The sequence below is a fragment of the Rhodococcus sp. EPR-147 genome, from assembly GCF_001647185.1.
Lineage (GTDB): Bacteria > Actinomycetota > Actinomycetes > Mycobacteriales > Mycobacteriaceae > Rhodococcoides.
This window is the reverse complement of sequence record NZ_LVCU01000180.1, coordinates 1-25,340: the sequence shown is the minus strand read 5'-3', so window position 1 is coordinate 25,340 and position 25,340 is coordinate 1. Positions and strand designations below refer to the sequence as shown.

Annotated in this window: 26 protein-coding genes; 14 read left to right on the top strand and 12 right to left on the bottom strand. The window is 65.8% G+C overall.

Going from position 1 to position 25,340, the window contains the following annotated elements; translation table 11 throughout:
• From A2J02_RS09250 to A2J02_RS09230, 5 genes are all read right to left on the bottom strand, one after another.
• The coding region (locus A2J02_RS09250) for a glycerate kinase (RefSeq protein ID WP_197477982.1) at positions 1-251 on the bottom strand (251 nt) is incomplete at its 3' end.
• Positions 252-253: 2 nt separating this feature from the next.
• A complete protein-coding gene (gene gcl, locus A2J02_RS09245; protein ID WP_068049491.1) occupies positions 254-2,053 on the bottom strand; it encodes a glyoxylate carboligase in 1,800 nt (599 codons plus the stop codon).
• Between the two features lies 1 nt (position 2,054).
• Entirely contained in the window at positions 2,055-2,951 is an 897-nt protein-coding gene (locus A2J02_RS09240) for a 2-hydroxy-3-oxopropionate reductase (protein WP_068049488.1), read from the bottom strand.
• Positions 2,952-2,960: 9 nt separating this feature from the next.
• A complete protein-coding gene (locus tag A2J02_RS09235; RefSeq protein WP_068049486.1) occupies positions 2,961-3,785 on the bottom strand; it encodes a hydroxypyruvate isomerase family protein in 825 nt (274 codons plus the stop codon).
• Between the two features lie 12 nt (positions 3,786-3,797).
• Positions 3,798-4,193, bottom strand: a complete 396-nt coding sequence (locus A2J02_RS09230; protein ID WP_032385160.1) for an allophanate hydrolase-related protein — start codon at positions 4,191-4,193, stop codon at positions 3,798-3,800.
• 277 nt (positions 4,194-4,470) lie between these two features.
• Here A2J02_RS09230 and uraD point away from each other — a divergent pair, with 277 nt between their 5' ends.
• From uraD to A2J02_RS09205, 5 genes are read left to right on the top strand one after another with little or no spacing between them, the layout of a single operon-like run.
• Complete coding sequence (gene uraD, locus A2J02_RS28630; protein WP_231893751.1) at positions 4,471-4,956, top strand: 2-oxo-4-hydroxy-4-carboxy-5-ureidoimidazoline decarboxylase; 486 nt, start codon at positions 4,471-4,473, stop codon at positions 4,954-4,956.
• Complete coding sequence (uraH, locus tag A2J02_RS09220) at positions 4,949-5,287, top strand: hydroxyisourate hydrolase (protein ID WP_068049484.1); 339 nt, start codon at positions 4,949-4,951, stop codon at positions 5,285-5,287. Before uraD ends, uraH begins: the two co-directional genes overlap by 8 nt.
• 5 nt (positions 5,288-5,292) lie before the next feature.
• Entirely contained in the window at positions 5,293-6,216 is a 924-nt protein-coding gene (gene pucL, locus A2J02_RS09215; RefSeq protein ID WP_068049483.1) for a factor-independent urate hydroxylase, read from the top strand.
• Between the two features lie 12 nt (positions 6,217-6,228).
• A complete protein-coding gene (locus A2J02_RS09210) occupies positions 6,229-7,629 on the top strand; it encodes a nucleobase:cation symporter-2 family protein (RefSeq protein WP_082899493.1) in 1,401 nt (466 codons plus the stop codon).
• Between the two features lie 31 nt (positions 7,630-7,660).
• A complete protein-coding gene (locus A2J02_RS09205) occupies positions 7,661-8,437 on the top strand; it encodes an IclR family transcriptional regulator (RefSeq protein ID WP_068049481.1) in 777 nt (258 codons plus the stop codon).
• Here A2J02_RS09205 and A2J02_RS09200 read toward each other — a convergent pair.
• The 4 genes from A2J02_RS09200 to A2J02_RS09185 are packed head-to-tail and all read right to left on the bottom strand — an operon-like array spanning position 8,434 to position 11,086.
• Entirely contained in the window at positions 8,434-9,258 is an 825-nt protein-coding gene (locus A2J02_RS09200) for a spermidine synthase (RefSeq protein WP_068049480.1), read from the bottom strand. The two genes, A2J02_RS09205 and A2J02_RS09200, sit on opposite strands and share 4 nt — an antisense overlap.
• Complete coding sequence (locus tag A2J02_RS09195) at positions 9,251-9,691, bottom strand: cupin domain-containing protein (protein WP_068049478.1); 441 nt, start codon at positions 9,689-9,691, stop codon at positions 9,251-9,253. The genes A2J02_RS09200 and A2J02_RS09195 overlap by 8 nt, the downstream gene beginning before the upstream one ends.
• Before the next feature lie 31 nt (positions 9,692-9,722).
• A complete protein-coding gene (locus A2J02_RS09190; RefSeq protein ID WP_068049476.1) occupies positions 9,723-10,388 on the bottom strand; it encodes an SDR family NAD(P)-dependent oxidoreductase in 666 nt (221 codons plus the stop codon).
• Entirely contained in the window at positions 10,385-11,086 is a 702-nt protein-coding gene (locus A2J02_RS09185; protein WP_068049474.1) for a TetR/AcrR family transcriptional regulator, read from the bottom strand. The genes A2J02_RS09190 and A2J02_RS09185 overlap by 4 nt, the downstream gene beginning before the upstream one ends.
• A gap of 188 nt (positions 11,087-11,274) precedes the next feature.
• On the opposite strand from A2J02_RS09185, the gene A2J02_RS09180 reads away from it, so the two are divergent.
• From A2J02_RS09180 to atzF, 5 genes are read left to right on the top strand one after another with little or no spacing between them, the layout of a single operon-like run.
• Complete coding sequence (locus tag A2J02_RS09180) at positions 11,275-12,822, top strand: amino acid permease (RefSeq protein WP_068049473.1); 1,548 nt, start codon at positions 11,275-11,277, stop codon at positions 12,820-12,822.
• A 6-nt stretch (positions 12,823-12,828) separates the two neighbouring features.
• Entirely contained in the window at positions 12,829-13,617 is a 789-nt protein-coding gene (locus A2J02_RS09175) for an urea amidolyase associated protein UAAP1 (protein ID WP_068049471.1), read from the top strand.
• The gene (locus A2J02_RS09170; RefSeq protein ID WP_068049469.1) at positions 13,614-14,255 is read left to right on the top strand and encodes an urea amidolyase associated protein UAAP2; all 642 of its coding nucleotides are present in this window, start codon (positions 13,614-13,616) and stop codon (positions 14,253-14,255) included. Before A2J02_RS09175 ends, A2J02_RS09170 begins: the two co-directional genes overlap by 4 nt.
• Positions 14,252-16,279 (top strand): 5-oxoprolinase/urea amidolyase family protein, encoded by a 2,028-nt coding sequence (locus A2J02_RS09165; protein WP_068049467.1) that lies wholly within the window; start codon positions 14,252-14,254, stop codon positions 16,277-16,279. The genes A2J02_RS09170 and A2J02_RS09165 overlap by 4 nt, the downstream gene beginning before the upstream one ends.
• Positions 16,269-18,029, top strand: coding sequence for an allophanate hydrolase (gene atzF / locus A2J02_RS09160; protein WP_082899492.1), 1,761 nt, complete (start codon positions 16,269-16,271; stop codon positions 18,027-18,029). The genes A2J02_RS09165 and atzF overlap by 11 nt, the downstream gene beginning before the upstream one ends.
• On the opposite strand, the gene A2J02_RS09155 is transcribed toward atzF, so the two are convergent.
• Positions 17,954-18,595, bottom strand: coding sequence for a LysE family translocator (locus tag A2J02_RS09155; protein ID WP_068049465.1), 642 nt, complete (start codon positions 18,593-18,595; stop codon positions 17,954-17,956). The two genes, atzF and A2J02_RS09155, sit on opposite strands and share 76 nt — an antisense overlap.
• Positions 18,596-18,658: 63 nt before the next feature.
• A complete protein-coding gene (locus A2J02_RS09150) occupies positions 18,659-19,561 on the bottom strand; it encodes an SGNH/GDSL hydrolase family protein (protein ID WP_231893750.1) in 903 nt (300 codons plus the stop codon).
• Positions 19,562-19,815: 254 nt separating this feature from the next.
• Between A2J02_RS09150 and A2J02_RS28155 the strand changes: the two genes are divergently transcribed.
• The gene (locus tag A2J02_RS28155; RefSeq protein WP_176460451.1) at positions 19,816-19,971 is read left to right on the top strand and encodes a hypothetical protein; all 156 of its coding nucleotides are present in this window, start codon (positions 19,816-19,818) and stop codon (positions 19,969-19,971) included.
• Here the strand turns inward: A2J02_RS28155 and A2J02_RS09145 are convergent.
• Positions 19,968-20,210 carry a hypothetical protein gene (locus tag A2J02_RS09145; RefSeq protein WP_231893749.1) on the bottom strand — a complete coding sequence of 81 codons (243 nt, stop codon included), beginning with the start codon at positions 20,208-20,210 and terminating at the stop codon, positions 19,968-19,970. The two genes, A2J02_RS28155 and A2J02_RS09145, sit on opposite strands and share 4 nt — an antisense overlap.
• A 239-nt stretch (positions 20,211-20,449) precedes the next feature.
• Between A2J02_RS09145 and A2J02_RS09140 the strand changes: the two genes are divergently transcribed.
• From A2J02_RS09140 to A2J02_RS09130, 3 genes are all read left to right on the top strand, one after another.
• A complete protein-coding gene (locus A2J02_RS09140; protein WP_068049462.1) occupies positions 20,450-21,424 on the top strand; it encodes an NAD(P)/FAD-dependent oxidoreductase in 975 nt (324 codons plus the stop codon).
• Between the two features lie 166 nt (positions 21,425-21,590).
• Positions 21,591-23,822 (top strand): putative bifunctional diguanylate cyclase/phosphodiesterase, encoded by a 2,232-nt coding sequence (locus A2J02_RS09135; RefSeq protein ID WP_068049460.1) that lies wholly within the window; start codon positions 21,591-21,593, stop codon positions 23,820-23,822.
• A 21-nt stretch (positions 23,823-23,843) separates the two neighbouring features.
• Positions 23,844-25,340: gamma-glutamyltransferase family protein (locus A2J02_RS09130; RefSeq protein WP_068049493.1), on the top strand; the 1,497-nt coding region annotated here is incomplete at its 3' end.

Genomic DNA, 25,340 nt, shown 5'->3' with positions numbered 1-25,340 from the left:
GCCGTATCACCACGACGGGCATACGACGTATCGACCGGCTCACCGGTCGGTCCCGAGCAGGTCACTGCCACTCGATCCCACCCGGCGGTGACGGCAGCATCGACGGTGCCGTCACCGCCGTCGGCGACGGGTAGGCATACCGTCTCGAGCGACGAGTCGACCGAGAGCATTCCCTCGGCCAGCGCCTGCGCGACCTCCGCTGCCGACAGCGAGCCCTTGAACTTGTCGGGAGCGAGCAGAATCCGCGTCATCTCTAGTCCAGCAGGAGCAGCGCAGTGGGGGCATCGGCCGATGTGTTGGCCAGCTCCTCGAACTCGCCGACGTTGTCGATTTCGGTGCCCATCGAGATGTTCGTGACCCGCTCGAGAATGATCTCCACCACAACGGGAACCTTGTGCTCGGACGCCAACGTCCTGGCCCGCACCAACGTCTCGCCGATGAGGTCGGGCTCGGTGACTCGAAGCGCTTTGCAGCCCAGCCCTTCTGCCACTTGCACATGGTCGACGCCGTAGCCCTTGGGGATACCGGGCTGCGCGTCCAAGGTCTCCTGATGGTTGATGTTGTCGAATCCGAGCTGCACACAGAAGTCCATGTCGAATGCGCGCTGCGCCTGCCGAATCAGCCCGAGGTACGAGTTGTTCACCACCACATGCACGTACGGCAGATTGAACTGCGCACCGACGGCCAACTCCTCGATCATGAATTGGAAGTCGTAATCACCGGACAGTGCAACGACATTCGCCGACGGATCGGCAGCCACCGCTCCCAGTGCCGCGGGAATGGTCCAGCCCAGCGGGCCGGCCTGACCGCAGTTGATCCAGTTGCGCGGGGAGTAGACGTGCAGGAACTGCCCGCCCGCGATCTGCGAGAGTCCGATGGTGCTGATGTAGCGGGTGTCGCGGTCGAAGACTTTGTTCATCTCCTCGTACACGCGCTGCGGTTTGATCGGCACGTTGTCGAAGTGCGTGCGCCGATGCATCGTGCGCTTGCGCGTCGCGCAGTCCTCGACCCAGCCCGACAGATCACGCAGCGTGCCTGCCGCCCGGCGCTCCTCGGCGACGGCGACGAACTGCTCGAGGGCGGCCTTGGCGTCGGAGATGATGCCGTAGTCCGGTGCGAAGACACGTCCGATCTGGGTCGGCTCGATGTCGACGTGGACGAACTTCCGTCCCTTGCGGTAGGTCTCCAGCCCGCCGGTATGCCGATTGGCCCAACGGTTTCCGATGCCGAGGACGAAGTCCGAGGCCAACATCGTCGCGTTGCCGTACCGGTGCGCGGTCTGCAAGCCGACCATGCCTGCCGCGAGACGGTGATCGTCGGGGATGGTGCCCCAGCCCATCAACGTCGGGATGACCGGAACGTCGAGGATCTCGGCGAGCTGCACGAGCAGGTCGGAGGCGTCGGCGTTGATGATTCCGCCGCCGGCCACGATCAACGGGCGCTCCGCAGCCAGGAGCATGTCGATGGCCTTCTCGGCCTGAGCGCGCGAGGCGACGGGCTTGTGCACCGGAAGAGACTGGTAGGTGTCGGGATCGAAGTCGATCTCGGCCAGCTGCACGTCGATGGGCAGGTCGATCAGCACCGGGCCTGGCCGTCCTGAGCGCATCAGGTGGAATGCCTGCGCGAACGCACCGGGAACCTGGGCCGGTTCGAGCACGGTCATCGCCATCTTGGTCACCGGTGCGGCGATCGACGCGATGTCGACAGCCTGGAAGTCTTCCTTGTGCAGCCGCGCGACGGGGGCCTGGCCGGTGATGGCGAGAATCGGAATCGAGTCGGCCATGGCCGAATACAGCCCGGTGATCATGTCGGTTCCGGCCGGGCCGGAGGTTCCGATACAGATGCCGATGTTGCCCGGAGCAGCCCGGGTGAAACCCTCGGCCATGTGCGAGGCACCCTCGACGTGACGGGCCAGCACGTGGCGGATGCCCCCGTGGTTGCGCATCGCCGCGTAGAACGGATTGATCGCGGCACCGGGCAGACCGAATGCCGTTGTTGCACCTTCGAGTTCGAGGATCTTCACTGCGGCGTCGGCCGCGCGCATCTTGGCCATGTCAGTTGCCCTTGCTCGAGATCGGGGAGCCCGAGAGCCGAGCGACACCGCGGTACAGCGCCGAATGATCCAGGCCACCATCGCCGTTGGCGCGGGCGGAGGCCATCAGCTGAGCCAGCACCGCGCCCATCGGAATCACGACGCCCGCTTCACGTGCAGCGGAGGTGACGATGCCCAGATCCTTGTGGTGCAGGTCGATACGGAAGCCGGGCTCGAACGAGCGGTCCAGCATCTTCTGCGCCTTCTGGTTGAGCACGGCCGAACCGGCGAGGCCTCCGCCGAGAACCTCGACCGACGCTGCCAGATCGACGCCATAGGCCTCGAGGAACGCGATCGCCTCGGCCAGCACCTGAATGTTGCCGGCCACGATCAGCTGGTTGGCTGCCTTGACCGTCTGCCCGGAGCCACTGGGGCCCACATGAGCGACGGTCTTGCCCACGACGTCGAGAATCGGCTTGGCAGTGGCGAAGTCGTCCGCGCTGCCGCCGACCATGATCGACAGCGTCGCGTTCTCGGCACCGGCCTGGCCGCCGGAGACCGGGGCATCGACGATTCGGAAGCCGCGCGAGATCGCGTCGGCAGCCAACGTGGCGGTGACGTCGGGACGGATGCTGGAGAAATCGATGATCAGCGCGTCGCGTCGAGCATTGTCGAACACCCCGCCCTCACCGGCGAGAACCTCCTGCACATCCGGGGAATCGGGGACCATGATCGCGATGACGTCGGCGTCGTGGACGGCCTTGGCGATGGAATCGGCTGCGGTGCCGCCTGCCTCGACGAGGGGACCGGTGCGATCGGGGGTCAGGTTGTAGCCGACCACCTGATGGCCCGCCTTGGCGAGATGAACGGACATGGGGCTGCCCATGATTCCGAGGCCGATGAATGCAATGGTGCTCATGAAAAATCCCTACTTGGTAGTGGTGGCCAGTTCGAGCCACGCGAACGGATCCGGCTGGGTGGCTTTGTATTCGAGTCCGACGTAACCGTCGTAACCCAGTGCGGCGAGGCCGGCGAGTTGTCCGCCGAGGTCGAGTGAGCCGGTACCCGGTTCTCCGCGGCCCGGTGAGTCGGCGATCTGCACGTGCCCGATCAGGTCGTGGTGGGAATCGAGCGCTGCGGGCACGTCGTCTCCGTTGACGGCGAGGTGGTACAGGTCGGCAAGCAGACGCAGGTTGTGTACGTCCTGTTCACGCGCGACGCGTCGGATGGTGGCGACGGCACCGGCAGCGGACTTGATCGGGTAGGCCGGCGCTCCGCTGACGGGTTCCACCAGCACGACGGCGCCGATCCTCGCTGCGGCCTTCCCTGCTGCCGCCAGGTTCTCGATCGCGATCTCGTCCTGGTCGAGCGGGTCGACGCCGTCGATGCGATTTCCGTAGAGGGCGTTGAACGCTGTGGTGCCGAGTTGTTCGCCGATGCCGATCGTGGCGTCGATGTTGTCGCGGAAAGCCTGTACCTGCGCTGGATCGGACAGAATCCCGCGATCGCCTGAGGGCATGTCGCCGGCGGCGAAGTTCAGTCCGGTCAGCTGCACGCCGGCATCACGGATGGAAGACACGAACGCGGTGACATCGGCGTCCGACGGCACCGGATTCGAGAACGGCCACCAGAATTCGACGGCATCGAAGCCGGCGTCTCGCGCCCGCTGTGGTCGATCGAGCAACGGAACATCGGTGAAGAGAATGGAACAGTTGACGGTGTAGTGGAGCCGAGAGTCAGCGAAAGTGTTCATGCACGGTGCCTTTCAGTTCTGAGGTTGCGGTAGTCCGCGGTAGCGACGCCAACTGCCGGCATAGGTGATGTCGGTCAGCTCGTCCGGTTGCGCATCGAGCACCCCTGGCCGCAGGCCGACGCCCAGGACCGAGCGCCCATCCTCGAGCGCCACCACGGTGAGCTCGAGCTCCGGCGGTTCGTCCGGCAGGAACGCCGTCCGGATGTCGTCGAGCGGAATGTCGTACAGCTCGCCTTCGATGGCCGCGCCGGCAGTGTGGTCGAGCAACAGTGCCGGGAACTCGTCACGCACCGAGAAGAAGCGGTAGTTCGGGGTGGTGCGCACTGTCCCCACGAACGGGTGGGACGAGACGTTGTGGTGCAGGCTGCCGCCACGCATCGCACCACCGTTGCAGAAGAGCTCCGTCATGAAGTCGTTCCTCTCGGGCTCGAAGGGTCGGACTCAAAGTCCGTATTGTGGAATATGTATTCCGTTTGATGAACCGAGTGTGGCGTGCGCCACGTGGATCTGTCAAGACCCGAGTGCACGGACCGCGCGACCGAAGTGCCCAATAGCGCAGTGCAGCAACGCCGAACGGATCGACGTGGATGCCTCGAGATCGACCCTTGACACTGCATGTGATCAGTGTCACGCTCACTTGGTGGAATCAACATTTCGTATTGCGGAATCGGATACAGTCGTCGACTTGAACACGGCCTCCGAGGCCGACGCGGCACGCACACTCTCGCTGTGCCTCGACGTGCCTCGCTGGGTTCGGGAAGTTCTGAGCGCCCGGCCGTTCACCGACGTGCAGGCCCTGCGCCACGCCATCCATCGCGCTGCGGCACCACTGACAGCCGAGGAAGTGCACCGTGCACTCGCCGTGCACCCGCGCATCGGCGAGAGACCCGACGGAGACGATGCCAGCGCTCGGCACGCGAGTACCGAGCAATCCGGCGTCGACATCTCCGACGCCAGCGTCGAACAACGCCTGAGAGCGGGAAACGTGGCCTACGAGAGGCGGTTCGGGCAGGTGTTTCTGATCAGGGCCGCCGGCCGGGATGCTCACGCAGTTCTCGATGCTCTGCACAGCAGGCTCGGCAACGACCCCGAGACCGAGGCCGCCGTCGTCGAACACGAGCTGCGGGAGATCGCCGAGATTCGTGCGACAGGAAGTCTCGGCAATGCCTGACGCGAAAAGTCAGGTGACCGCTCACGTGCTCGATGCGGCAAGAGGCGTTCCCGCACAGGGTGTCTCGATCGTGCTTGCCGATCACCACGGCACCCCGGTCGCCGACGCAATCACCGATGAGCAGGGCCGGGTCTCGTCGCTCGGTCCCACCGAACTCGAACCGGGCATCTACCGCCTCACCTTCGCAACCGGTGCGTACTTCGCGTCCCAACACACCGAATGCTTCCACCCGGAGGTCGTCGTCGCCTTCGAGATCACTGCACCAGACCAGCACTACCACATCCCACTTCTGTTGAGCCCGTTCGCTTTCACCACCTATCGAGGGAGCTAGAACCCATGACCATCGTGCTCGGAACAAACCAGTACGGCAAAGCCGAATGCAGACTCGTCCGCATCGACCGCGAGACTCCTCGCCACCGCATCACCGACGTCAGCGTCACCTCGCAGCTGCGCGGCGACCTCGAGGCCGTCCACACCGAGGGTGACAACGCCCACGTCGTCGCGACCGACACCCAGAAGAACACCGTGTACGCCTTCGCGCGGGACGGCATCGGCGCGATCGAGAACTTCGCGCTCCGGCTCGGAAAGCACTTCACCGGCAACTTCGACTGGATCACCGGTGGCCGCTGGGAAATCGAGCAGTACTCCTGGTCGCGGATCCCGAACGGAAGTGCAGGAGTGGAGCCTGCGGAACGACCCGGCCAGGAAGGCTACGACCACTCGTTCGTCAAGGCCGGCGACGAGAAGCGGAACACGATCGTCACGATCGACGGAGAAGACATCTCCATCGTCTCGGGCATCAGCGACCTCGTGGTGCTCAATTCGACGGCGTCGGAATTCTGGGGCTACCCGAAGGACCGGTACACCACACTGAAGGAGACCACGGACCGCATCCTGGCCACGTCGGTCAGCGCCCGCTGGCGGTACCTCACCACCGAGCTGGACTTCGACAAGACCTTCGACGACGTCCGTTCCATCATGCTCGACGCCTTCGCGTCCACTCACTCTCTTGCGTTGCAGCAGAGCCTGTTCCAGATGGGTAAGCAGGTTCTCGAAGCCCACCCGGAGATCGGTGAGATCAAGTTCTCCATGCCCAACATCCATCACTTCCTCGTCGATCTCGAGCCGTTCGGACTCGACAACCCCGGTGAGGTCTTCTACGTCGCGGATCGCCCCTACGGTCTGATCGAGGCCACGGTGCAGCGCGACGATGCCCCGGACGCGGGCCGCGCCTGGGATACCGTGCCCGGATTCTGCTAGGAGCGAGGCAACATGAAGCTGACGAAGCGCAAGCCGAACAACAACCGTGCGCCGCATGACCCCGCTCGTCCCGAGGACGAGCGATTGTCGATCGGTAGGTCGTACGTCTATGGATTGCAGCACATCCTGACGATGTACGGCGGAGTCATCGCACCACCCCTGATCGTGGGCGGAGCAGCGGGACTGACCGGAACCGAGATCGCGCTACTGGTCTCGGCCGCGTTGTTCGTCAGCGGAGCGGCCACCTTGCTGCAAACCCTGGGAGTGCCGTACTTCGGGGCGAAGTTGCCGCTGGTGCAGGGTATTTCGTTCGCATCGGTGTCGACGATGGTGGCCATCGCGAGCGGGCCCGGCGGACTGAACTCGGTGTTCGGTGCCATCATCGCGGCCGGTGCCATCGGCATCCTGATCACCCCGTTCTTCAGCAAGATCGTGCGATTCTTCCCACCGGTGGTGACCGGCACGATCATCACCGTCATCGGTATATCGCTACTGCCCGTTGCGGTTCGGTGGGCGATGGGCGGTGATCAGCAGGCCGCCGACTGGGGCTCGATGTCCAACATCGGGCTCGCGGCCTTCAGCCTCGTGGTGGTGCTGCTGGTGAGCAGGCTGGTGCAGGGCACGCTCTCGCGCCTGTCGATCCTCATCGGCATCATCGTCGGCACGGTGTTCGCAGTCCTCGTCGGCAAGGCCGACTTCTCCGGTGTGGGCGACGGTGCCATCTTCAGCCTCCCCGAGCCGTTCGCGTTCGGAGCCCCGACCTTCCAGATCGCGGCGATCCTGTCGATGGTGGTGGTCATCCTCGTCATCATGACCGAGACCACCGCGGACATCCTGGCCGTCGGCGAGATCGTCGGCACCGATGTCGATGCTCGACGCGTCGGCGACGGACTGCGAGCGGACATGGTCGCCACCACCATCGCTCCCTTGTTCGGCACCTTCCCGGCCAGTGCGTTCGCCCAGAACGTCGGTCTCGTGGCCGTCACCGGAATCAAGAGTCGGTACGTCGTCGCGGCCGGCGGCTCGGTACTGCTGTTCCTCGGGCTCTTCCCCGTCCTCGGATTGGTAGTCGCCTCGGTGCCGCTGCCGGTACTCGGCGGTGCGGGCATCGTGCTGTTCGGCTCGGTGGCGGCCAGCGGCATCCGGACGCTGTCCAAGGTGGAGTTCGACGGCAACCTGAACCTCGTCATCGTGGCGGTGGCCATCGGGTTCGGCGTCATCCCCATCGCGGTGCCGGGCTTCTACGCGGCGTTCCCGGACTGGGTCCACGTGGTGCTCGACTCCGGCATCAGCGCCGCGAGCATCGTCGCCGTCGTGCTGAACATCGCGTTCAACGTCGTCACGATCGGGCAGAAACCCTCGCCCTCCGTGGTCACCGCTGCACCACCGGTGGCGACGCGGCATCACCAGTAGTGTTCTATCGAGATCGGTAGAAGCTACGAGCATGCGAGGTGGGACTGTGGCGGCAGGTGGCGGGGTGCAGTCCGTGGAGCGTGCGTTCGAGTTGCTCGACATCATGGCTGCCTCGGGCGGATCCATCGGGATCAGCGAACTGGCCGAGGGTACCGATCTGCCGATGCCGACGGTGCACCGTCTGATCGGAACCCTCGTCTCGCTCGGCTACGTCCGCCGGCTGCCGTCCCGCCGATACGCACTGGGCACCAAGCTCATTCGTTTGGGCGACAGCGCCTCGAAGTTGATCGGCGGATGGGCCAAGCCGTATCTGGCGGAACTGGTCCGGATCACGCACGAGACGTCGAACATGGCGTTTCTCGAGGACGACATGGCGGTGTACGTCGCGCAGGTCCCGTCCGAACACGCGATGCGGATGTTCAACGAGGTGGGTCAGCGCGTGTTGCCGCATTCCACCGGCGTCGGCAAGGCGCTGCTCTCGCAGTTGGACGACGACGCTGTCCGTGCGATCGTCGGCCGCCTCGGCATGGCTCCCCGCACCGTCAACACCATCACCACGCTCGACGCGTTGCTCGAGGACCTCACGGTGATCCGCGAACGCGGCTATGCCATCGACGACGGTGAGCAGGAAGTGGGCGTCCGCTGCTTCGCCGTACCGGTACTCGGTGCCCCGACCCTCACGGCGATGTCGATCGCCGGACCGACTGCGCGCGTCACCCTCGAATCGGCCGAGCAGTTCGTGCCCCTGCTGATCTCGGCCGCCGAGCGACTGGCGAAAGACCTCGCGAGCAACAACCCAGCGACTTAATCCCGCAACACCTTCGCATCACGTGCGAAAGTTGTGACCTCCTCCGTCAACCACACGTGCGCCGGAACCGCGCCGCCGAGTAGCTCCCGAACCAGCGACGGCGAATCCCCGATCGGCACATCGCTGCCCGCAATGATGATGTTGCCGTAGCGCCTGCCCTTGAGCATCGCCGGATCCGCCACGATCGCGAGGTGCGGAAAGACACTGCGAATGGTCGACGCCTCCTGCTTCGCCAGCGAGAGATCCCGACGGTCACCGCAGTTGACGACGTACATCCCGCCGGGGGAGAGGACGCGTCGAACATGGGCGGTGAACTCGGCAGTCAGTAGCGGCTCGGGAGTTGTTGCTCCCGCGAACACATCTCGCACGATGAGGTCGCGACTGTTCTCGGTCAAGGTCTCGGTGACCGCCCGAGCTTCGCCGACGCGGATGCGCAGCAGCGGTGACCGTGGCAGGTCGAACCACTCGCGCACGAGTTCCGAAAGCTTGCCGTCGAGCTCCACCACCACCTGACGCGCCCCGGGATATTCCGCGGTGAACGAGCGCGCCAGGGTGCACGCCCCGCCCCCGAGGTGCAGCGCCCGCAGCGGAAAGCTCGAATCCCACTGCGACCGAACCAGGCCCGAGATCCAGCGCATGTACTCGAACTCGAGCACCGTGGGGTCGTTCATGTCGATGTGCGAACTCGGGACGTCGTTGACGTTGACGACCCACCCGTCGTCGGAGAACGCGTCACGGACCAATTCACAGGTGCCCGAGTCGATTTCGAACACTCCGGGTTGCAGGGAGCCGGCCGGTGCCGAGGCCCGCTTCCTACCCACGTTGGCCCTCGAGCCGGAAGTCCTCGAAATCGAATCCCGGGGTGACGGTGCAACTGACCAGGCTCGGTTCGTTGCCCACCGGCCGAGCGCGCTGCCACACGGACGGCGGCACGATCTGCTGCGGCGAATCGGGCCCGACCAGTAGCGAGGTCACCTCCCCTGGATCGGCCCCTGCGCCACCGAGGTCGAGTTGCACCGGACTTCCGCGGTGATACAGCCACATCTCGGTGCCGCGGACGGTGTGCCACGCCGACTGCTGACCAGGCATGAGCAGGAACAGGATTGCCGTGCCTGCAGCGCGCGGGCCGGGGTAGCCGTCGGGTAGGAGCTCCTGCGGGATGGTGACCTCGCTGCGCCAGGTCTCCCGGAACCAACCACCCTCGGGGTGGGGTGCGAGGTCGAGGGCCTGAGCCCAGTCGGGCAACGATGTCATGCACGCAACCCTAGTCAGTCCATGGAGACAGTCAGTCCGTGGCGACCTGAACCCGGAACCTGTCGCGTTCGGTGTGCAGGCTCCACAGCTGCTCGGCGAGTGCCTCGGGGCTCTTCCTCGGATCGCTACCGTCGATGGCACCACCGATGATCAACTGCGACACCTGGATTCCCTCGGCGGCCAACTCCTCGTTGAGCAGCTGCGCGTATGCGGCCTGGCCTGCGAACGCGATGGAGGTGCCGGTGACCGTACGCCCGGGCTTGACCGCGGAGCCGCCGTTGACGAACAGAATCGTGCCCTTGTTCTCGCCGAGGAACCGCATGCCCGGCAACACCTGGTGGACGGCGGCGATCGGTCCGTAGATGGAGAACTCGACCGGCCCGACCATGTCGGCCGGGGTGGTCTCGAGCACGGGTCGCATGAAGTCCTTCTGCGGAAGCGGGCTGTACTGCAGTACCTCGATGGGTCCGAGTGTTTCGGTGACCTGCTCCAACGCCGACGCGATCGAGGCCGGGTCGCGCACATCGGCGACGAAGCCCTTGGCGGAGATACCGTCGGCAGCGAGCTGATCGGCGAGAGCGTCGACACGGGCCTGATTGCGGGAGATGAGGCCGACCGAGAAGCCCTGCGCGCCGAACTTACGCGCGACTGCTGCTCCGAGACCTGCACCTGCTCCGACTATTGCTATCGATGTCATGTCGAATGCAAGGACCGAGGCTCGAAGACTATTCCGACGACCGTCTCGAGCAGGGCCTCCGCAGTCCGATGCAACGCGGTGACATCCCCGGTCCAGCCGAGTACCCGCAGAGCGGCCTCGGCGATTCCGGCCGCGTCTGCCGTCGCGTCCTGGCGGCCGTTCTCTCGATCGGCTCGCGCGTTCACCACAGTCTCCACCAGGCGAAACGGCAGGTCCTCGGTACCCGGCCTGCGCTCGGAATCGAGCTGGACCAGCGTGTCCGACGCAATGGCCGCGTACAGACTCATCAGCGTGTACCGATGGTCGCGGAAGGTCTCGAAGCGCTCGCTGCGCAGTTCGGGCAGTAGATAGAGCGCGCCGAGATTCCAGGTGGACGCGCCGAGCTGTCCGGCGTCGAAGTAGGCCAGTGCGTACATCTGGGTCGCCGCGTCGGCCGACGAGTCCCGGATGCGCAGCGCGACGGCCAGCGGCGCATCGACCGTGCCGCTGAGCAACGCGTCGAGTATGTCGTCCTTGGTGGCGAAGTGGTGATAGAGCGAGGCCTGACGTAGACCGACGGCGTCGGCTATGACGCGGGTGGAGGTATTGGTGAATCCGCGAGTGGTGAAGAGCTCGGCCGAGGCGTCGAGAATTTCCTCGCGAGCGGTGTCGCCCGGCCGCTTCTTGGTGCTCAGCCTTGGCCTGCCTGCTCCGGTCATGACTGCATCTTGTCAGGTCTCCGTGACGGTGAGATTTCTGTCATCTGATCGAAATAGACGAAACGAGGTTGTTTCACGACGGACACCGCCAGGGAACGGCGGTGCCGAAAACTATCAACTGACAGAAACCCGCCTCGGCGATGCAGCGGGCGGTCACTCACCACCCACCTCGCCCGTAGGAGACTTCCATGAGCTCGACAACACTGCCGGCCCCGGGCTCGGGTTCGGAACCCTCGCCCACCACCGACCATTCCGATCTGGCTTCCCTCGGCTACGACCAGCAGCTGCACCGCAGCCTCGGCAAGTACGCGTCCTTCGCCGCCGGCTTCTCGTTCGTCTCGATTCTCACCACCATCTTCCAGCTCTTCGGACTCGGCTTCAGCTTCGGCGGCCCGGCCTTCTTCCTCACCTGGCCGCTCGTGTTTCTCGGGCAGTTCATGGTGGCCCTGAACTTCGCCGAACTCGCTGCCCGCTATCCCATCTCGGGCGCGATCTACCACTGGTCCAGGCGTATGGGCGGTGAGCTGGTCGGATGGTTCGCCGGGTGGTTCATGATCATCGCGCAGATCGTCACCGCCTCCGCAGCCGCGATCGCACTGCAGGTCGTCCTCCCCAGCATCTGGGGCGGCTTCCAGCTGATCGGCGAGGACACCGCGCTCACCTCGCCGAGCGGAGCCGCGAATGCCGTTGTGCTGGGCTCGATTCTGCTGGTGCTCACCACCACGATCAACTGCATCGGCGTGAACTGGATGTCGCGCATCAACAGCATCGGCGTCACCTGCGAGATCGTCGGCGTCATCGCGCTGGTGCTGGTGTTCTTCACCCACGCCGAGCGCGGACCACAGGTGGTGTTCGATACCGGTAGTGCCGGAGCCGATCCCGGCTACATCGGTGCCTGGATCGTCTCGGGCCTGATGGCGGCCTACGTCATGGTCGGCTTCGGCTCGGCAGGCGAACTCGCCGAGGAAACCCGCAATCCCCGACGCGTCGCGCCGCGCACCATCCGGCTCGCACTGTCGGCATCGGCACTGGGCGGTGGCCTGATGATCGTCGGCGCACTGATGGCCGCACCGAGCCTCACCGACGGCCAGCTCGCGACGCAGGGGCTTCCGTACGTCATCGACTCGATCCTCACCTCGCCGTGGGGCAAGGTCCTGCTGGTCGACGTCGCCATCGCGGTGTTCATCTGCACCCTCGCCATCCAGACCGCGGCATCGCGGCTGATGTTCTCCATGGCCCGCGACGGACGACTGCCCGCCTCGACGGCTCTCGCGAAGGTCAACTCGCGCACCGGAACCCCCATCGCACCCTCGGTCCTTATCGGTCTGGCCTGCGTGGCGATCCTGGCCGTCAACGTCGGCAACTCCGCGATCTTCACCACGCTCTCCAGCGTCTGCATCGTGCTGATCTACCTCGCGTACATGATGGTCACCGTCCCGCTGCTGATCCAGCGACTCAAGGGCTGGCCGCACGGCGGCGTGCAGCACGACTCCGACGGCCAGAAGCTCTTCACCCTCGGCCGTCTCGGCCTGCCGGTCAACATCGCCGCCGTTCTCTACGGCGGCCTGATGGTGGTCAACCTGTCGTGGCCGCGAGCCGAGATCTTCGACCCCACCGGCGAATTCCCACTGCTGCGCTGGGCCGCACCCCTGACCGTCCTGGCCGTGATCGTCGTAGGTATCGCCTGCCTACCCCGCGGCAAAGCCCACCCCAAGCCCGTCACGATCGGAGCCTGAACCAGCATGACCACGGCAACTGCAACCACCCACTCCGCCAAGGAACACGCACGCTCCCAGGCGACGGTCGCACCGGCACCCACTCCACCGGAGGGCATCTCGGAGCTCACCTGGGCAGAATCGGTCCCCGGCGGCAGCTACACCACCAAGGTCCTCGCTCGCGGAACCCGGCTACGCCTCGTCGACGTCGACGGTGATGCCTGCGCCAACCTGCTGCTCTACCGCGCCGACGCCCCATGGGAGCGACTCAACACCGCCGACACCGTCAAGGTGCCGTGGCAGGCGTATCTGAGTGCCGGCCATCCTCTGCTCTCGGATCAGGGGCGCGTTCTGGCGACCATCGTCGACGACACCTCCGGCCACCACGACGCCCTGTGCGGCACCACCTCCGCTGCTACCAACACCGCGAAATACGGAGTCAGCGGACCACATTCGTCGGCTCCCGCAGGCCGCGAACTGTTCACTCTGGCCGCGGCGAAGCACGGACTGGAACCACGCGACGTCGCACCGTCCCTGTCCTTCTTTCACGGCGTGAGAGTCGACGCCGACGGGGCTCTGGTCGGCACCGGCTCGGCGGGAGCGGGGAAGTCGGTGGATCTGCTGATCCACCTGCCGGTGATCGTGTTGCTGGCCAACACCGCTCACCCGCTCGACCCGAGGTCCGAGTACCCCACAACGGCCCTCGACGTGCTGGCGTGGCGAGCACCCGAAGAGCTGCTCGCTCTCGGCAACACCGAACCCGAGTACCAGCGCGCAGTGCAGAACACCGAGGACGCATGGAAGGCAGCACAATGACCACAGGAACACTCGAGACCACGATCGTTCGTGACGAGATCGCCCCCGCATTCGGCCCGTGGTCCGCCGTCGTCGAAGCCGGTGACGTACTGACGATCGTCGATCTGTACGGCAATCAAGCCGTCGACACCCTGATGTACGGCGCGCACGATCACTCGATCCGTTACTCCGCCCCCGCCACCGTCACCGCACAGCAGAACTTGTTCCTGACCACCGGAACCGTTCTGCGCAGCGATGATTCGACTCCGATCATGACGATCGTCGACGACGAGGTCGGCAACCACGACACCGTCGGCGGTGCGTGCTCCAAGGAATCGAACACCCTGCGCTACGGCCACCACACCCAGCATCAGCACGCGTGCGTCGAGAACTTCCTCATCGAGGGATCCAAGTGGGGACTCGGCAAACGGGACCTGGTGCCCAACATCAACTTCTTCATGAACGTCCCCGTCGACGCCGACGGCACGCTCGGCATCGTCGACGGTCTGTCGGCTCCCGGAAAGAAGCTTTCCTTGCGTGCCGAGATCGACACGCTGGTCCTGGTGTCCAACTGCCCGCAGATCAACAACCCCTGCAACGGATTCGACCCCACCGCGGTGCGGATGATCGTGACGCGAGAGCCGGGCGGTCGAGCATGAACGCTGTGAACAGTACGGCCGCCAAGATGACCGTCCAGCGACCCGGCATGATCACCACCGTGCAGGACTGGCCGGGTCGCATCGGGTACTGGAAGGTGGGCGTACCGCCGTCGGGGCCGATGGACGACCTGTCGTTCCGGCTCGGCAACGTCGCGCTCGGCAACCCCGAGGGTGCCCCGGGCCTCGAATCCACCATGGCCGGGCCGGCATTGACGTTCGACGCCGACACCTACGTCTGCGTCACCGGCGCAGCGGTACCGGTGCGCATCGACGGCCGATCGGCCGCGCAGTGGAAGCCGGTGCTGGTTCCCGCCGGCGCCACCCTCGATGTCGGCACCACCACCGGGCACGGGCTACGGGTCTACGTTCTGATCCAGGGCAGCCTCGACGTCGACGACTATCTCGGCAGCGCAGCAACGTTCACTCTCGGTAAGTTCGGCGGACATCGTGGCGGCACCCTCGGTGAGGGCGACGTCATCGGCCTGGCCGGACGCTCGGACAACTCCGAGATCCTCGGTCCGATACCGATGGAACACCTGCCGGTGCTGACATCGAGCTGGGACATCGCCGTCACCGAGGGCCCCCACGGCGCGCCGGAGTTCTTCACCCGCGAGGACATCGACACCCTCTACGCCACCCGCTACGAGGTGCACTTCAACTCCGATCGCACCGGGGTCCGGCTCATCGGGCCGAAGCCGCAGTGGGCCAGGACCGACGGCGGCGAAGCCGGACTGCACCCGTCCAACATTCACGACAACGCCTACAGCGTCGGCGCACTGGACTTCACCGGCGACACCCCGATTCTGCTCGGACCGGACGGCCCGAGCCTGGGCGGATTCGTCTGTCCCGTCACCGTTGTCGCCGCCGAGCGGTGGAAGCTCGGCCAGCTCCGCCCCGGGGACACCATCCGCTTCGTACCGGTGCGAGCCGCGGCCACCGCGCCGTTGGGGTCACTCGGACTCGCCCGGCGCGCGTCTCTGCCTGCAGTGTTCTCCGCAGGCGGCGACGGGGACGACGGCGTCCTCGCTCGACGCGACGCCGACACGTGCGTCACCTACCGGCGCTCGGGAGACGACAACGTCCTCGTCGAGTACGGCGACATGAAACTCGACCTGGCCCTGCGTGCGCGAGTCCACGCCCTGCACCAGCGCGTCGAGGCACTCGCCCCCCGCGGGTTGGTGGACCTGACCCCGGGCATCCGCTCGTTGCAGGTGAAGGTGAATCCCGATGTGCTGTCGATCGATTCGTTGATGGGTCTGCTGTCCGAGGTCGAGGACGATCTTCCCGCGGCCTCCGACCTCGTGGTGCCCAGCCGCCGGGTTCGGCTCCCGCTCTCGTGGGACGACCCCTCGACCCGCGAGGCGATCCAGCGGTACATGCACGGTGTGCGCGCCGACGCTCCATGGTGCCCCTGGAACATCGAGTTCATCCGACGCATGAACGGACTCGACTCGGTGGCAGACGTGTTCGACACCGTCTTCGCCGCCGACTACATGGTGCTCGGACTCGGTGACGTGTATCTGGGCGCTCCGGTGGCGACACCACTCGACCCCCGACACCGCCTGGTGACGACCAAGTACAACCCGGCGCGAACCTGGACGCCGGAGAACGCCGTCGGCATCGGTGGGGCATATCTATGCATTTACGGCATGGAGGGTCCCGGCGGATACCAGTTCGTGGGTCGAACCACGCAGGTGTGGAACCACAGCGCCGCCTACAGTGACGGCCCCTTCGAGGAGGGCACCCCGTGGTTGCTCCGGTTCTTCGACCGAATCTCCTGGTACTCGGTCGAACCCGAGGAACTGATGGATCTGCGCGCAGATCTGGCAGCAGGCCGCGGCGGCGGAGTGGACATCACCGACGGTGAATTCTCGCTGGCCGAGCACGAGAACTTCCTCGAGACCAACGCGGACTCCATCGCCGAGTTCCGCGCGACGCAAGCCGTTGCCTTCGGTGCCGAGCGCGACGCGTGGTCGGCAGCAGGCGAATTCGATACGACGAAGGGCAAGACCGATGCAGCCTGAGATACGAGAGCGAGTTCTGCAGGCCTACAAGCGGATCGCCGAGGTGGATCGGCCCGAGGTCTGGATCACCCTGCGTGACGAGAACGACGTGCTGGCCGAGGCAGTCGCCCTCGAGGAGGCACTCGCGGCCGGTGCCGATCTACCGCTCGCGGGCTCACTGGTCGCGGTCAAGGACAACATCGACGTGGCCGGGCTGCCCACCACCGCGGCCTGCCCCGAGTTCGCCTACACCCCCGAGGTATCCGCCGTCGCCATCGAACGACTGACCAGCCAGGGCGCACTGATACTGGGCAAGACCAACCTCGACCAGTTCGCCACCGGTTTGGTCGGCACTCGCAGCCCCTACGGCGCGGTGCGGTGTGCCTGGGATCCCACGCTGGTCTCGGGAGGCTCGAGTTCCGGGTCCGCCGTCGCGGTGGCACTGGGCATCGCGGACATCGGAATCGGAACCGACACAGCAGGATCGGGTCGAGTACCCGCAGCCTTCCACGGCATCGTGGGCATCAAGACCTCACTGGGTATCGTGCCGAACACCGGTGTCGTTCCCGCCTGCGCCGACTACGACTGCGTCACCGTTCTCGCCCGTGATCTCGACAGTGCCACTGCGGCCATGAAAGTCATGACCGGCCCGACCGCCACCGATCCACGCAGCCGGGCCTGGCCCGCCGACGTCCGACTGGCCGCATCCCCGCAGCCCCGTGTCGCCGTCCCACGAGGTGAGGATCTGACGTCGCTCAGCCCGGCGTACCGTCGGGCATTCGAGGAGACGGTCGCCGGCCTGGCCGACAAGGGCATGTCCCACGCCGAGGTCGGCATCTCGGCGCTGCTCGACGCTGCAACACTGCTGTACGACGGAGCGATTGTGGCGCAGCGCTATTCGGCCGTCGGAGAGTTCCTCGACACCGCGCCTGCCGGTGCCGATCCCACGGTGGCCGCGATCGTCCGATCGGCAGCAGGGCCGTCCGCGCATCGATACGTGGACGATCTCGACACCCTTGCGCGAGCGAAGACAGCAGCCCGCACACTCCTCAGCGAGTTCGACGGCCTGCTGTTACCCACCACCACCGAGCATCCCACTATTGCTGCGGTGCAGTCGGATCCGATGAGCATCAACCGGCGGCTGGGTACGTTCACCAACTTCTGCAACCTGCTCGACATGGCCGCGGTGGCCGTTCCCGGAGCCCCGACGCCGGATGGCACTCCGTTCGGGGTCATGGTCGTCGTACCTGCGTTCGAGGAACAGATCGCAATCGACCTGGCGGCACAGTTGAGCGGAATCGAGTCACCGTCGTTGATCGACGACGGCATCGAGGTACTGGCCGTCGGCGCACATCTGCGCGGTTTTCCGGTGCATCACCAGTTGACCGATCGCGGTGCGCGATTCAGCGGCGAGGTGACGACCACGGCGGACTACCGGCTGGTGGATCTGCACACCACCCCGCCCAAGCCCGGCCTGCTACGGCGGGCTGGCGACGGCGCACCCATCTCCGGAGAGCTCTATCGCATGTCCGCTGCCGCGCTCGGAACCTTCCTCGCCGGGCTCCCGTCACCGATGGGTCTGGGTCCGGTCGAATTGTCCGACGGCCGCTGGGTCACCGGATTCTGCTGTGCGCACGACGCCGCCGAGTCGGGAACCGACATCACCGAATTCGGCGGCTGGCGCGCGTACAGAGCTCACGCCGGGACCGGTTTGCCCCCATCGGTCGCCACTCGCACCGCGAGGAGCCCGAGCACCGTGCCCATGACGTAGCGCTGCACCCGCAGCCACGTCGGGCGAACGGCGAGGAACTGCGCGATCGATCCGGCGAGCACCACGATCGCCAGGTTGACCGCTACGGCCACGGCGATCTGCACCCCGCCGAGCGTGAATCCATGCAGCAGAATGTGTCCCGCTGCAGGGTCGACGAACTGCGGGATGACCGAAATGTACATGATCGCGATCTTCGGGTTCAGCAGGTTGGTCGCCAAGCCCATCGTGAACAGCCGGCGGTTCGAATCCTGTTGCAGCTCGGTCGGTTCGAATGCCGACACCGTCCCGCGCACGGCCTGCACCGCCAACCAGGCGAGGTAGGCCGCGCCGGCGAGCCTGACCGCCGTGTACAGCGCGGGCACGGCCGTGAACACCGCGGCCAGGCCGAGATTGGTGGCCGTCAGATAGATCAGGAATCCGATCGCGACGCCGCCCAGCGACACCAGTCCCGCCCGTCGGCCCTGCGAAATGCTGCGCGAGACAAGGTAGATCATGTTCGGCCCCGGCGTCAGAACCAACGCGAGAGCCACTGCGAACACACCGAGAACTGCGGAATACGAGACCATGCGGTCAAGACTTCACGTCGACCGGCCCGCAGGAGAAGAGCCAGTTACGGTGTCGTGGTTCCCTTATCCGGCACGCACTGCCGAGGCCACCGCGGCACCGATCGCCGCCATTCCCGCCGCCGTCGGATGCAGGGGTGCCGCAGGATTCTGCGGGACGACCCCCTCGAAGTACCGCTGATCGGCAGCCACGCACACGTCGTGGCCGACACTCAGCGCCTCGGTGTCGACGAACTCTGCACCGTGCTCGTCCGCCTGCTGCTTCAGTGCCTCGTTCATGGCGGTGATGCTGCCCTGGATGTAGTCGGCGTCCTCCGGCAGCATCGGTTGCGTGGGGAAGCAGCCACCGTCGGGCAGATAGGTGCCGTAACCGACCACCAGAATCCGCGCGTCGGGCGCACGGTCGGCCACCGCGTCGAGCATCGCTCCCCAGCTCGGTGCAGCGTCCTCGATGGCCGCGGCCACGGAGTCGACGCCCCCTGCGGTGAGCCGGTCCCTGCAGACGTTGGTGGCCGAGGTGTCCGCGAACGTCAGGCACTGCACTGCCGTCGAGACCAGCCCGATGTCGTTGCCGCCGATCGTGACGGTCACCAGATCGGTCTCGGGTGTCAGCGCATCGAGTTGCACGGGCACCTCGCCGCTGGATGTTCCCTGCACAGTGGAGACGATGTTCTCGGTGACCGCACCCGAGCAGGTGACGTCGACGAACGAGCCGACTGCCAAGTCCTCGGCGAGTACGTGTGGGTAGTTGGAATCGGACTGCTGGCATCCCGGTGCGCCGACCTGTTCGGGGATCCGCGGGCCCGATGCGGCCGAGTCACCCAGCGCGACGTAATTCAGCGGAACCGACGCGTCCTCCGACGGCCCAGCAGGCACTTCCGACACCGACGAGTCCGACGAGTCCGACGAACAGCCCGCCAGTACGCAGGCGGACACAGCAAGACCGACGAGAATTCCCTGGCTCCTCACAGCTTCGACGCTACAGATGCCGGTAATCTCGACCGGGTTGTCCAGGACAGACGTCCATCGCATCGAACAGAGGAATTTTCATGATCACCGCGTTCATCAACCAGATCCTCAGCGGCTTCGGCTCCATTTCCGCTGGCAGCAGTGGCTTCGAGCTGGCACCGGGAACGCTGCCCTTCGGGCTGTAGAGACCACCGCATACTCACCCGCGCGGTGGCCGACGATTGCTTCTTCCGCCGCGCGGGTAGTCCGGCATCATGACTACCCACGACAACGACTCGAAGACCCCCGACGCCGAGAAGGACGTGACGTCCGATCCGGCCGCGGCTGCAGAAGACAACGATTGGTCGAGCGAAGGCGGAGCGATCGAAACCGGTCCCGCGACCGACGACGAGCGAACCGACAGCAACTAACCGATCAGACGGCGGGGCGCGGCCCGCAACGTGCGGACGTCGCCGTCGGCGACGATGTGCTCCACCGTCTCACCTCGGGTGCGCGTCGAATCGCCGACGGTGAACCTCACGCGAGCGTCACCGAGCCAGTCGACTCCGACGACGATTCCCACGGTGCCCTTCGGTATCCCGCTGCGCCACCGCAGGTGCCCCAGATTGCGTACCGTGATCACGGTCTCGCCGATCTCGAAATGCCCCATACGCCCCCCCGGCTCGATTCTTACCGACCAGTAGACCTCGAGTGAACGCCCTGTTCAAGCGGTAGATCCGCGCTTACATCACCCCCTGACAGCCTCTGTGTCAGCGGGCACGATCACAATTCGGCGATTCCCCCGTTTCTGACACCAAAGGTCCACCCTGGGGTATCTTTCGGTTGGATCATTTGCCGTTGTAGCAAGAATCATTGCCAAACTTCCGGACCGTGTCGGACACTCTTCCCATGACTACAGACACCGATCGACACACTCCGGTCGACGCGATCATCGTCGGCGGCGGAGTCGCCGGACTCAGCGCCGCCGTGGCCCTCGGCCGTTCCCGACGATCCGTCGCGATCATCGACGCGGGCGATCCCCGCAACGCTCCGGCAGCGCATTCACACAACTACCTCACCCGCGACGGGGAATCGCCTCTCGAGCTGGTTCGCCTCGGCCGAGACGAGGCGCGACACTACGGCGCACGCATCGTCGAGGGTGTCGCGACGTCCGCGAGTCGAACCGAAGCCGGGTTCGAGGTAACTCTCGCCGACGGTTCCGTCGTCCGCGGCCGCCGCCTCCTGGTCACCACCGGCCTCACCGATGTACTGCCCGACATCCCCGGCCTCGCCGATCGGTGGGGGCGCGACGTACTGCACTGCCCGTACTGCCACGGCTGGGAGGTACGCGATCGCAGGATCGGCATCATCGGCAGCGCCATGGTCGGGCATCAGGCACAGATGTGGCGTCAGCTCACCGAGCACGTCACGGTGTTCGCGCACACGGCACCGAATTCGGCCGAAGAGGACCTCGAACGACTCGCCGCACGTGGCATCGAGGTCGTCGACGGGGAGATCGCTCGGGTCGATGTCGACGGCGACGCAATCGTCGGAGTGACACTCGCGAGCGGCACGCAGATCCCGCTCGACGCGTTGGTCGTCGGACCCAACTTCACCTCCCGCGCAGACGTCCTGTTGTCGCTGGGGCTCGCCACGACCGAGATGGTCATGAACGACCACGTCCTCGGCACGTACGTCGAGGCCGATCCCGTCGGCGCCACCTCCGTTCCCGGCGTGTGGGTTGCAGGCAACGTGTCCGCACCGATGGACACCGTCGTGGCGGCGTCCGCGGCCGGAGTGAAGGCAGGCGCGGCTATCAACGGTGACCTGATCGAGGAGGAGGTTCGCATCGCCGTCGAACGGGCAAAGGCCATCGCTTCGTAGATGCCCGGAGACCGACACCCGTGAGCTGTCACAACATCTGTTGAGCTTTTCCCACCTACAGGCCGGCTTCGGCTCCGTATGCGCTGCGCAAAGACGTATATTCACCCATGGAGGCGTCGCGAACAGCCATGCGAACGCTACGAGCGAGAAGGAAGTAGGTCCTTCGATGAATACGAAGGTCGCTGCGCCCTTCGCCATGCACACCGTACGAACCGTCGGTCTGGGTGCCGTGGTCGTCGTCGCGAGCACCGTCTTCGTTCTCGGCGACGCCGGAATACGGGCCGGCGTGCTCGCCACCGTCGCAGTCGGATCGGTGCTGGCCATCAGCGCCGCTATCCGTCGATACCGTCCCGACGACTCTCGGTGCTGGTGGGCACTGTTCGGTGCCTCGGTGCTGTTCATGTTCGGGGTCTCGCTCCGCAGCGATCCCACCGCACTGAACCATTCGTTCCCGCTGCTGCCGGATCTGTTCACCCTGACCGGGTACGCCCTCGTAGGGTACGCACTGTCGCGGTGGATCCGAGATCGACAGTCGATCGACGACATCACTCCGCTCGTCGATGCAGGCCTGATCTTCCTCGGCACCCTGTTCCTGTCGTGGTTGCTGTTCATCTCCCCGGCCCTCGAATCTCCCCGGTCGTCGGCATCGACCGTGGTCAACGGGCTGTATCCGGCGATCGACGCAGCACTGATCACCCTGACCACCTACCTGCTGTTCTCGTCCAAACCCCGCACCCCCGCGCTGCAATGGGCTCTGCTCGCGCTCGTCGCGACACTCGTCGGCGACATCTCGTACGCGTTCGCGGCCACCACCGACGACGCGCCGTCCTCGGGATTGCTCGACGGCATCTACCTGTTCGCGTATCTCGCCCTGGCGATGGCCGCCCTGGATCCGTCGATGCGTACCGTCTCCCAGCGGCAGACTCCTGCACCGGCGCACAGCAACCGCCGCGTCGTGTTCGTGGTGACGCTGCTGGTCGTCTGCGCTACGGTCCCGCTGCTGGGCTCGGCCGTGTCCACCGGAGATCTGATCGTCCGATCCCTGTTGCTCGCCTCGATTCTGGTGGCGGCCTTCCTGCGCGGCGAACGCGCGCTGGCCCGCGTGCAGGTCGGTGAGGAGCACGCGAAATACCTGGCCGCTCACGATCTGTTGACCGGCCTACCGAACCGCACGATGCTCGACGAGGAATTCACCCGGCTCGAGCGCACCCAGACTCCGGGGCGCACGTGCGTCCTGTTCGTCGACCTCGACAACTTCAAGATGGTCAACGACTCGTACGGTCACCGCGTCGGTGACGAACTCATCGTGGCCGCAGCGCGACGCATCCGCGCCGCCGTCGGTGCCGCCGACACCGTGGTCAGGTACGCCGGTGACGAGTTCGTCGTGTTGACCCGCCGCGATCGCGGCGGAGCAGAAGCATTGGCCCGCCGCATCATCGATCGAACGAACGAGCCGTTCCCTCTGAGCGCCGCAACGGCATATGTCACGGCCTCGGTGGGAATCGCGGACGCGGACCGACTGCACGACGCCATCCGCGAGGCCGACACCGCGATGTATCACGCGAAATCTCTCGGCGCGGCGCGCTACGCGTTCTTCGACGAGTCCCTGCGTGCGCGAGCCACATCCGCGATCGAGACCGCCACCGCGCTGCGCGGTGCAATCAGACGCGGCGAGCTCGAGGTGTACTACCAGCCGATCATCGAGACCACCTCGCGCACCACCGTCGTCTACGAGGCACTCCTGCGCTGGAACTGGCAGGGGCGAGTGCGTACCCCCAACGAGTTCATCCCGATCGCCGAATCCACCAACCTCATCAAGGAAATCGGCGAATGGGTGCTGCGCACCGCGATGTCGGATCTGGTGACACTGCGTTCCGACGGGCAGGACGTCACCATGTCGGTGAACGTGTCCCCGATGCAGTTGCGTGACGATTCGTTGCCGGTGATCGTCGGGAGACTGCTCGACACGTACGGCCTCCACGGAGCGGATCTGGCCCTCGAGATCACCGAGAGCGTGCTGATCGACGACATGGGTACGGCGAAAAGCGTTCTCGACCGACTCGCTGCGATGGGTGTGCTCATCGTTCTCGACGACTTCGGTATCGGCTACTCCTCGTTGAGCAGGCTGCGCGCGATGCCGATCGCACTGCTCAAGATCGACAAGTCGTTCGTCCACCAGATCGGCACTTCGGAATCCGACACGCAGCTGATTCGCGCGATCGTCGCCATGGCGTCGGCGCTGCCGGTCGCCACGGTGGCCGAGGGCGTCGAGACCGAGGAGCAGGCCGCGATCATCGAGGCTCTCGAATGCCGCTTCGCGCAGGGCTTTCTGTTCGGTAGACCGGCACCCGTCGCACATTGGCTTCTCGAATCTGCCGAGACCCGTGCCGGCAGGTGAGCCGGGTGTTAGCGTCGGGCGGTGTCTGTAATCGGAGTGCACCGCTCGACTGTCCTTGCGTGTGCCCTACTGCTGGTGCCGCTCGCCGCGTGCAGTAGCAGCGAGAGCACCGATCCCGACCCCGCGTCCGAGAACAGCTGTGTTCTCGGTGCCAGCGGCGGCACCCCGGTAGAGGGGACGCCGAGTGCGAGTTCGGGTGACATCTCCACCAATCCCGAAGTGGCGACCGGGTATCGATCCGACATGGCTCCGGTGGAGACGGCCTCGTACTCCGTCTCGACGGCCAACCCGGTTTCCACCGAGGCCGCGTGCGCGGTCCTGCGTGACGGTGGCACCGCGGCCGACGCGCTGATCGTGGCGCAGACGGTGCTCGGCCTCGTCGAGCCGCAGTCCTCCGGCATCGGCGGCGGGGCATTCCTGATGTACTACGACGCGGCCACCGGTGAAGTACAGAGCTACGACGGCCGCGAGACCGCCCCGATGAGTGCGACCGGCGACTACCTGCGGTACATCGACGACGTCGATCGCACTCTGCCGCAACCCGATGCCCGTTCGAGCGGCCGATCGATCGGCGTCCCCGGGGTGCTGCGGATGCTCGAGCAAGCCCACGACGATCACGGCACCAAGCAGTGGGGGGAGCTGTTCGAACCCGCAATCGGTCTCGCCGACAACGGAATCGAGATCAGCCCGCGCATGGCATCGTCCATTGCCGACTCGGCCCCGAAGCTCGCCCTCGACCCCGCGTCCAAGGATTACTTCCTGCAGCCGGACGGCACCGGCAAGCCGGCCGGGACGGTGCTGAACAACCCGGCGATGTCGAAGACGCTGTCCGCCATCGCAACCGACGGGGCAGACGCCTTCTACACCGGTGACATCGCGCAGGCCATCGTCGACGCCACCGCGGACACCACCGCCGGCCGTACCCCCGGACAGATCACGCTGGAGGATCTCGCCGCATACGAACCCAAGACCCGCACGGCCGTCTGCACCGAGTATCGCGAACACGACATCTGCGGTATGCCCGGCCCGTCCTCGGGCGGTATCGCGGTGGCGTCGGCGATGGGGATTCTGTCGAATTTCGATCTCGCGCAATACGCCCCGACGGGAATGGACGCCAACGGCGGAACCCCGACGGCCGAAGGCGTGCACCTGATCGCCGAGGCCGAGCGCCTGGCCTACGCCGACCGCGACAAGTACGTCGCCGATCCGGACTTCGTACCACTGCCCGGCGGATCCCCCGATGCACTGCTCGATCCCGAATACCTCGGTGAGCGAGCCGGACTGATCGACGAGGGCAGATCCATGGGCACAGCGCAGCCCGGCGACTTCGGCCCGGTGCAGTTCGCCTCGTCCACCGATCCCGAGTTCGGCACCAGCCACATCTCCGTCGTCGACAGCCAGGGCAATGCCGCCTCGATGACGACGACCGTCGAGTCGGCTTTCGGCTCGTTCCACATGGTCGACGGCTTCCTGCTCAACAATCAGCTCACCGACTTCTCGGCATCGCCGGTGGCCGAG

What these genes read in the sequence shown, in the direction of transcription:
- A2J02_RS09165 (WP_068049467.1), top strand. Translation starts at nt 14,252, where the DNA reads ATGAACGCTGTGAACAGTACGGCCGCCAAGATGACCGTCCAGCGACCC.
- A2J02_RS09205 (WP_068049481.1), top strand. Translation starts at nt 7,661, where the DNA reads ATGCGAGGTGGGACTGTGGCGGCAGGTGGCGGGGTGCAGTCCGTGGAG.
- pucL (WP_068049483.1), top strand. Translation starts at nt 5,293, where the DNA reads ATGACCATCGTGCTCGGAACAAACCAGTACGGCAAAGCCGAATGCAGA.
- atzF (WP_082899492.1), top strand. Translation starts at nt 16,269, where the DNA reads ATGCAGCCTGAGATACGAGAGCGAGTTCTGCAGGCCTACAAGCGGATC.
- A2J02_RS09185 (WP_068049474.1), bottom strand. Translation starts at nt 11,086, where the DNA reads ATGACCGGAGCAGGCAGGCCAAGGCTGAGCACCAAGAAGCGGCCGGGC.
- A2J02_RS09230 (WP_032385160.1), bottom strand. Translation starts at nt 4,193, where the DNA reads ATGACGGAGCTCTTCTGCAACGGTGGTGCGATGCGTGGCGGCAGCCTG.
- A2J02_RS09135 (WP_068049460.1), top strand. Translation starts at nt 21,591, where the DNA reads ATGAATACGAAGGTCGCTGCGCCCTTCGCCATGCACACCGTACGAACC.
- A2J02_RS28155 (WP_176460451.1), top strand. Translation starts at nt 19,816, where the DNA reads ATGACTACCCACGACAACGACTCGAAGACCCCCGACGCCGAGAAGGAC.
- A2J02_RS09195 (WP_068049478.1), bottom strand. Translation starts at nt 9,691, where the DNA reads ATGACATCGTTGCCCGACTGGGCTCAGGCCCTCGACCTCGCACCCCAC.
- A2J02_RS09190 (WP_068049476.1), bottom strand. Translation starts at nt 10,388, where the DNA reads ATGACATCGATAGCAATAGTCGGAGCAGGTGCAGGTCTCGGAGCAGCA.
- A2J02_RS09235 (WP_068049486.1), bottom strand. Translation starts at nt 3,785, where the DNA reads ATGAACACTTTCGCTGACTCTCGGCTCCACTACACCGTCAACTGTTCC.
- A2J02_RS09145 (WP_231893749.1), bottom strand. Translation starts at nt 20,210, where the DNA reads ATGGGGCATTTCGAGATCGGCGAGACCGTGATCACGGTACGCAATCTG.
- gcl (WP_068049491.1), bottom strand. Translation starts at nt 2,053, where the DNA reads ATGGCCAAGATGCGCGCGGCCGACGCCGCAGTGAAGATCCTCGAACTC.
- A2J02_RS09180 (WP_068049473.1), top strand. Translation starts at nt 11,275, where the DNA reads ATGAGCTCGACAACACTGCCGGCCCCGGGCTCGGGTTCGGAACCCTCG.
- A2J02_RS09155 (WP_068049465.1), bottom strand. Translation starts at nt 18,595, where the DNA reads ATGGTCTCGTATTCCGCAGTTCTCGGTGTGTTCGCAGTGGCTCTCGCG.
- A2J02_RS09175 (WP_068049471.1), top strand. Translation starts at nt 12,829, where the DNA reads ATGACCACGGCAACTGCAACCACCCACTCCGCCAAGGAACACGCACGC.
- uraH (WP_068049484.1), top strand. Translation starts at nt 4,949, where the DNA reads ATGCCTGACGCGAAAAGTCAGGTGACCGCTCACGTGCTCGATGCGGCA.
- A2J02_RS09210 (WP_082899493.1), top strand. Translation starts at nt 6,229, where the DNA reads ATGAAGCTGACGAAGCGCAAGCCGAACAACAACCGTGCGCCGCATGAC.
- A2J02_RS09240 (WP_068049488.1), bottom strand. Translation starts at nt 2,951, where the DNA reads ATGAGCACCATTGCATTCATCGGCCTCGGAATCATGGGCAGCCCCATG.
- A2J02_RS09140 (WP_068049462.1), top strand. Translation starts at nt 20,450, where the DNA reads ATGACTACAGACACCGATCGACACACTCCGGTCGACGCGATCATCGTC.
- A2J02_RS09170 (WP_068049469.1), top strand. Translation starts at nt 13,614, where the DNA reads ATGACCACAGGAACACTCGAGACCACGATCGTTCGTGACGAGATCGCC.